Raw genomic sequence first — 7,084 nt, forward strand, 5'->3', positions numbered from 1 at the left:
CGGGCAGTTTTGCGGGCGGGTCTTACGGGAATCCGGGAAGCCCGGAACGCCGTGAATTTTGACGCACGCTAAGTGGGACTGAACCGCGGCCGGTGGAGGACCGGCTTACGGGCGACCGTCATGGGCGCCATCGCGACGACAAGCGAAATCACCCGGGGGTGGTCAGAGCTGGGTTGCATCTCTTAGTGCGTCGCATACAACGCACAGGAGATATTGCCCTAGTCGTTGGTAGCAGGCTTGGACGGCCCTGATGTTTCGCGGGAACCACGCCGTCCGATAGCCAGTCGTGCCCGATGGTGTTGTCAGTCGGCTTTCTCGGACTGTCGACCGAACCATGGTTCCCCATCGAATTCATCATCCATGAAACCCTTGGCATCCATGTTGATGAGCGTCGGCTCGTGGAGCTCGGAGGGCACAAACTTTTCGTCGTCAGGATGGCAGTAGATGTACTCCCGAGCACTCTCAGCCGTGTGCTCGTTGAAGAGGCGCTCCATAGCCGTGGTTCCGGCCTCGACGCGGTCAAAGCTGCCACTCATGACTCGTGTTCTGATCTCTTGAATCATCGGATCGGAGGGATCGAGGCGCTCAATGATAACCATCGGATCACTCATGAGCAGGCCGAGCTTGCGCGTGAGAGGTACTGTGATGCCCCAGGCAGTTGCAAACCCAACGCCCGAATAGAAGTCGTCATCTTTCGGATTCCTGATTAGGCTGACCGGCGAATCGCACGTGATGAGGGAACGCTTCTCGAACCGAACGAGAGACCAGGGTCGCGTCGCAAGATACTTTGCGAGATGATCTGCTGTGTCGATCATGTGCGAGATGTGGGCTGCGACGGAGATTGTGATGGGTGGTCCGCCGGGCTGAGTGGCCTCGTCCCAGATGCGCTGTTCTTGATCTGCAGTCGCGTCGAAGCCTAGGTTCTCCTTGATCCACCGCCTTACGTTTCTCCGGCCACCGGCGCCCACCTCAACTCGAACCATCTTCGCCTGCAGCCGCTCGATTGTCTTTCGGGTGTCAGGCCCGCGCACCGCTTGCAGCGCCAGGTAGAAAGACACCGTGCTGCGATTCTCCTCAGACAGAGGGAACTCGCCGCCTTCCATGCGTCTGATGATCCCGATTACGTCCCCTTCAACGCGACTCAAGATCTTTTCGAAGCCGTCCGGCTCCTCTACGCCTGGGATCGTGTGGAAGTGCGTTCGCGCCGCAACGTTTTTCACCGATGTGGTGAATGACGAGCGAGTCCGTTCGAGCGGGACAGCCGTGATGCGTTCCTTGACGGTCGCAAATCCACGTAGATATCCCTGCGGCACGTAGTGGTGAAGCTTCGCAGTGTTCCCATTTCCCATAATTAGATAGTCGCAGGCTCTACCGAGCGGCCGCGCTTACCGACCCGCCGGCGCGACAGCGGACGTTGCGTTCTAGTGGAGCTCCGAGTCCCGAATATCAGCGGTCCTTCGCTCATCAGCACGGACGATACCGTCACGAACCGCCGCTCTAATCACTAGATAGAGGACATAGAAAAAGACGGCGGCAACCACCGCCGAGAGGACAACGAAGTTCAGCGGACCAGCATCCATAACTCCCCCAAGGATGTTCACGTTCGTTCAAACCAGACTGAGCTTAGCGTCAAGTGGGCAACAGTAGGGTCAAAGCAACCAGGTTAGTGTCCGGTGAAGGATCGTGTGGCGGCCGCTGGTCAGCGATCCGTTGGCTCGGCGGATGTCGGCGCTGTAGTTGAAGAGCCGTAGGTCAGCGGAGACGGATGTGTTTAAGGCGGGCTGTTGGGGCCGGGCTGGAGGCGGGCGGGCATGGGTAGTGGACTGCGTTTGCAAGCCGCTCCTTGAAGGTCTTCGCGCCTGAAGCGTAACCTGCACGCAAGAAGCGGAGATTGCACGATTGGCCTAGGAGCGCGGCATGAATGTGCTGAGCCAGATACTCGCCGGATCCACCGGCCTGGCGCTGATAAGCGTTGGCATCCTGGAGATCTTCTTCCATGGCGATCAACGGTTCCACCGGATCTTCTTGATTAGGCCGGAAGACGTGCGCGCAGTGCGGATGTGGGCGATGAATGTTGGCGCCTACAACATCACCTTCGGCTTGGGCATCGCAGTGGGCCTGTGGCTGGTGAACTTCTCAGGCAATCCCGCCAGCGGGTCGGCCATAGTTATCTTCTGCTGCTCGTGCCACGTCTTCCTTGGTTTCTGGCTGTGGGTCACAGAGAAGCGCCTTTTGGTCAGCGCAATCGGCCAGGCGCTCTTCCCGGCGCTGGCAATCGTCTTCTACGTTCTCTTTCACTAGGGGGTGGTGGTTGGCGAATGCTAGTGGCGGCGTTTTTGGTTGCTACGCGTCACAGCAGCGCCCGTAGGGGGATCGGCTCACGGACAGGCAGTCGCTTCCGTGCACCATGAGAACATCATTGAGTGACCGACAGCACTTCACTTGAACTACCGCGGCTCTACGAGTCCCTGACGTGGCTTACCCCGCTCTCCGAGGAACGCGCTGCACACCTTGTGGCGTTCCTGTCCGACCCGGCGCCGGCTGAGGTTTTGGACATGGGGTGCGGATGGGGTGAACTACTGCTTCGGGTTTTGACGTCGGCCCCGCAGGCGCGGGGACGCGGAGTGGACAGTGCTGCCGCGTCGATCGACCGGGCGAGGCAACAGGCATTGACTCGTGGGCTGCTCGACAGAGTGACGTTTGATTCGGTGCCTGGGCTGGAAGCCCAGGAACGCCCCGCAGACGCTGTCATCTGCATCGGCGCGAGCCAGATCTGGGGGCCGCCGTTAGAGGACGCGCAACCGCTCGACTACGCCGCAGCTCTGCGCGCCCTTCGGGCTCTGGTGCTTCCCGGCGGCAGACTCGTCTACGGCGAGGCGATCTGGTCAGCAGCACCTCATCCGGCTGCCACCGCCCCTCTAGCTGGTCGTGACGACGAGTACCTAACAGAAGATGCGTTACGCGAGCAGATCCGCGCCGCTGGTTTCGAGGTAGTAGAAGCCGACCAGGCAACTATTCAGGAGTGGGACGTCTTCGAGGCCGGGTATCGCGCCAGGTTTACCCGCTGGCTGGAAGCACATGATGCCGACCATCCTTCCGCAGAGCAGATGCGTCAGCAAAACGAGGAACAGCGCGCTGCATATGAAGACGGCTACCGAGGCGTACTCGGGATGGCGTATTTCTGCCTAAGAGGGTAAGAGTCCACAGCGGGACACCGTCATGGACGCAGCTATGCTGGCGTTCCATCAGGGACTTCCTTACAGGCGTGCAGATCGATGGACTAGGCGGCGAAGGCCCGAACTGGAATTATGCCCGTATGGCTAAATTCCAACGGTTCCAGTCAGACTATGTGGGGCGCACGGGAGCCTTTGTAGGCATATTCGTAGCGGTGGATCATCTACGCCGCACCGGACGACTTAGTGAGAACGAAATCACGCTCTACGCCACAGCCCGCCTTCAGCCTCTTCTAGAGATACTTGATGCCAAGAGCGTCTTTTGGGAGTGCGAAACTTCAGCTGATCCAGGTGAGATCGTTTATGAAGATCAATGGCAGGTGGGCGTCATTCCCTCGTCGCGATTGGCGATGACTCCGCTGCCCTACCCCGGGAAGCCCGGACCCAACGATTGGTTCGAGGTTCGCGAACGCTACCTGCCGGGCTACCGGACGCGGCCATGACAAGAGCGCCCGGTTAGGGATCCATTACCGGGCACCTGAGTCGAGGAAACCCCAAGAATTGCCCGGCCATCCACACTCCGCTTTGTTTTCCCTGTCAGTAAGCGCAAGCTCCAGCTATTCTCGGCATCACGGTCACTTGGCGGATTAGCGGTGGAAAGCGGGCAAAATGAGACCTTGGATTCACCCACAGGAGAGGCGTTCCAGGATCTACTGGTCGCTTCAAATTCTCGTCTGTGTGGCAGCGATGATCGTGATACCTGTTCTTCTGCTGCGACAGCCGACGGCCGATCATGTTGTGCTAGCCATGGCGACTCTACTTATCGGGGCCTTGTTGTTGCTTCTTTGCATAAGGGAGCTCCGAAAGCTCCGAGATGAATACCGATATGCGGACCCAGAGGAGAAGGATGCTCCTACTGGCTCCGTGGACGGGTAACTGAACGGGAAGATGAATGCGCTGCGGTGGGAGCTCGGTAGCGAGTGGGACTTTCTCGATACCTGGTCCGCGGTCCGTAAGCCGGTGGCCAAACGGACGTCCTAAGCGTCCGGTTGAGGTTCCTCATACGCGATGTAGAAGCATGCCGGCGGCCACCTTGCCGGAAGCCCCGACGGGTGGTTCAGTTCTTTCATGCCACGATCTGCGGAGAAACCAGAGAGGGCCGATCCTCCCGCGTCTAAGGAGGCGGCCAGACGGAAAATCACCCGCATTACTTACTGGTCGTTGCCGTTCATGATCATCTTCGGAGTCCTGAACTTCTTCCCGGACATACCGCTGCCCTGGGTGATTGCAAAGGTCGCTGTCGAGATCGTCTTCGTTATTGTTCTCGGTGTCGCCGTCATCAGGTTCTCGCTCTGGCAGCGTGATGAGTACTGGCGCGAGCGGGGCCGGGATCCCAAGCATCCGGAGCGCTTTCCAGGACACCTTCCGCCCGACAGGACCCCGGGTTAAAGGAAGCTACACGGTAGGCACCTCCTCAGGGTCTCTGGCCGGGTCCCAACTGCCGGTCTTCGCCTCCCAGTGGAAAATCGGAGTGCCCGGTGGAGGATCGCCTTACGGACTGCCCCTCCACAAACTGTCCCGTAGAGGCTTCGGAATGGGTCCTCGGCCCTCACGATTCGCAGCGCTAGGATAACCGCATGGGCGTTGCCAGGGATTCCGCCGAACCCCTTCAAAAGCTTCCACAGGGAATGCCGCGAAGGTACGCCGCCTACAAGGCAGTCATTCCGGGCAGCGCAGGACCGCTGCCAACCAACGTCGGCGGATACGACGAACTCCTGGATTACTTTCAAGAGCGAGGCCAGGCATTGCCCCGCCAGGCAGACAGCCTCACCGCTCTTGACCAGGCATTTGCCGAAGGCTTGCCGGCCGAGCTGGTCCGCCCGATCGGGATGTTCTACGGAGACCTCCTTACCCATACTGTCCCCGGCGCCCACTGGGAAGTGGTTCAGGAGCGATACCCTCTGGTTCGTGTCACCAGAAACGTCGCTATCGACGTCGTTCACATTGCCCTGGGACGCTTGGCTACCCCGAATCCCACTCTCGAAGAAAACTACGCCCACGTCCTCGATCTCGTAAGGAGAGACGGATAGAAGGGCCGCCTCGGGGCACCGAGGGTGACAAGTAGCGCTGCGAAAAAGCGGCCACTTACCGCTGCGATTCACATCTCAGCCGGCCGCTAACCCCTCCTCAGGTCCGTAACGGTGTCTTGAAAAGCTTTTGTTTTCTGAGACAGAGGAAGCACGAGCTATGGGTCCTGGTATGGGTTTTCAAGAGTCGACCCATCCGTTTGTGCTGTCGTGTCGAATGAGAGGTAGGCCTAGTTGCCACTGGCTACGTCTGCGGTTGACAGGGCCTCGGCAGGAGCCGTTAGCGTTGTTGGTGGCCGCATGAAGCGCAAGCAGAACGGAGGTGGGAATGGGACGCGAAGCTGCTATCCCTTTCTCTGCTCTGCGCCTGCTTCTGCTCGGAGGCCTATTAGCGGTTTTCTGGCTTGCTCTTGGTGCCGGCGAGGCCCGGGCGGCCAATTCCGACACGGCTGGCAGTGACCGGGGATCCGGGCTTGGCTCATCTCTTTCCCTCCCTTCACCGCCTGTACTCTCTACGGTGGTTCCCTCGGTTGCAGCTGCCGCCGTTCCGGAGCCTGCACAGGAAACAGCCGGCCCAACGGCCCCTGTTCCAGGAGCGGTAAGCGCTCCGGCAACCCAAACCGTCGCCTCCATCACGGCTCCCGCATCTCCCAACGTGAACGCGGTGGCAGCCCCCATCACTTCGTTAGTGAATGAAGTCTCAGCCCCCGTCACCTCCGTTGTGAACGCGGTGGCAGCCCCTGTGGCTCCCGTTGTTAGCGCGGTGGCAGCCCCTGTCACTTCCGTTGTCAGTGCGGTGGCAGCTCCCGTGACTCCTGTCTTGGACGCGGTAGCGGTCCCGGTAGGCGGCGTCGTTGGTTCTGTTATCCCCGTTGTTGACGCTGTAACTGCCCCCGTGGTTTCTGCTGTGGATGTGTCCGGTCCTGGACTGACGGGCCCGGCGCAGGATGGTCTTACTAACCCGGTCCTGACGCAGCCAGCAGGAAGTAACAACGGTCCCTCCGCCGGGACTGCACCGGCTTCGGATCCCGTTGGTGCGGCATCGGATTCATCGACTGCCGTTAACGGTGTTAGTTCTAAGACCGCCGAATTGGCGACGGTTGGAACGCCTAATGCCGTGCGGCTTCCCGGCACACCAGTTCGTTCTCCTCATAGCCTTCAGCAACTGCAAACTTCTGACCCGTTCCAGTTCCCTGTGCCGGATAACCGGGCCAACCTGCCGGTTCCTCTGACGTCAGGGGCCGGAGGTGCTTCGCAAAGCAACGGGAACGGTTCTGCCGGTTTCGGGCAACACGTGGCTGATCTTTCCTACCGCTTCATTCTCCCCACCGGATCCCGGGGGGACGGCTCACCGTTCAGCTTTGCGCTGGCCGGGGCGCCGGACCAGGATCCAGGGTACTCACCCGACTGATGACGCCCGCTGCCACGCCACCACAGGCGCGGCACACGCAGGCATACCCGGTCATGTTGACCGAGGGAAAAGAATCATCATTCAATGTGAGGAAAACCAGACATGAAGTCATTTCTACGCACCAGCCTTTGCTCTGCCGCCTTTGCCGGCAGCCTCCTCGTCCTGGGAGCCGGAGCAGCATCAGCAGACACCGGAAACACCACCAACCTGAACCTGGGCGCCGGCCTGAGCGCTTCCACCGCTGTCCAGTCCGAGAGCACCACCACCGGTACTGACAACGGTTCCTTCGGCACCGACCTGGGCCTTGGCCTGGGCGCGGACCTGAACGCAGCAACGGCTGTCCAGTCCGAGAGCACCACCACCGGTACTGACAACGGTTCCTTCGGCACCGACCTGGGCCTTGGCCTGGGCGC

At 60.2% G+C, this 7,084-nt stretch carries 7 protein-coding genes; 6 read left to right on the forward strand and 1 reads right to left on the reverse strand.

What is annotated here, in order from left to right; genetic code table 11:
- Positions 1-302: 302 nt before the first annotated feature.
- Positions 303-1,349: a DUF4238 domain-containing protein gene (locus PV768_RS18990; protein ID WP_400593391.1), complete on the reverse strand. Its 1,047-nt coding sequence runs from the start codon at positions 1,347-1,349 to the stop codon at positions 303-305.
- A 568-nt stretch (positions 1,350-1,917) separates the two neighbouring features.
- Between PV768_RS18990 and PV768_RS18995 the strand changes: the two genes are divergently transcribed.
- The 6 genes from PV768_RS18995 to PV768_RS19020 all read left to right on the forward strand — a co-directional run.
- Positions 1,918-2,301 carry a DUF1304 family protein gene (locus PV768_RS18995; protein WP_299169048.1) on the forward strand — a complete coding sequence of 128 codons (384 nt, stop codon included), beginning with the start codon at positions 1,918-1,920 and terminating at the stop codon, positions 2,299-2,301.
- 122 nt (positions 2,302-2,423) lie between these two features.
- On the forward strand, positions 2,424-3,197 hold the full coding sequence (locus tag PV768_RS19000; protein ID WP_421093883.1) for an SAM-dependent methyltransferase: 774 nt from the start codon (positions 2,424-2,426) through the stop codon (positions 3,195-3,197).
- A gap of 68 nt (positions 3,198-3,265) precedes the next feature.
- Positions 3,266-3,676, forward strand: coding sequence for a hypothetical protein (locus PV768_RS19005; protein WP_421093884.1), 411 nt, complete (start codon positions 3,266-3,268; stop codon positions 3,674-3,676).
- Positions 3,677-4,403: 727 nt separating this feature from the next.
- The gene (locus tag PV768_RS19010; RefSeq protein ID WP_421093885.1) at positions 4,404-4,622 is read left to right on the forward strand and encodes a hypothetical protein; all 219 of its coding nucleotides are present in this window, start codon (positions 4,404-4,406) and stop codon (positions 4,620-4,622) included.
- Between the two features lie 188 nt (positions 4,623-4,810).
- Entirely contained in the window at positions 4,811-5,263 is a 453-nt protein-coding gene (locus tag PV768_RS19015; RefSeq protein ID WP_421093886.1) for a DUF6278 family protein, read from the forward strand.
- A gap of 1,510 nt (positions 5,264-6,773) precedes the next feature.
- Positions 6,774-7,084: hypothetical protein (locus tag PV768_RS19020; RefSeq protein WP_421093887.1), on the forward strand; the 311-nt coding region annotated here is incomplete at its 3' end.

Origin of the sequence: Pseudarthrobacter sp. CC4, assembly GCF_048957775.1 — a bacterium.
Taxonomy (GTDB): Bacteria; Actinomycetota; Actinomycetes; order Actinomycetales; family Micrococcaceae; genus Arthrobacter.

What these genes read in the sequence shown, in the direction of transcription:
- PV768_RS19010 (WP_421093885.1), top strand. Translation starts at nt 4,404, where the DNA reads ATGATCATCTTCGGAGTCCTGAACTTCTTCCCGGACATACCGCTGCCC.
- PV768_RS18995 (WP_299169048.1), top strand. Translation starts at nt 1,918, where the DNA reads ATGAATGTGCTGAGCCAGATACTCGCCGGATCCACCGGCCTGGCGCTG.
- PV768_RS19015 (WP_421093886.1), top strand. Translation starts at nt 4,811, where the DNA reads ATGGGCGTTGCCAGGGATTCCGCCGAACCCCTTCAAAAGCTTCCACAG.
- PV768_RS18990 (WP_400593391.1), bottom strand. Translation starts at nt 1,349, where the DNA reads ATGGGAAATGGGAACACTGCGAAGCTTCACCACTACGTGCCGCAGGGA.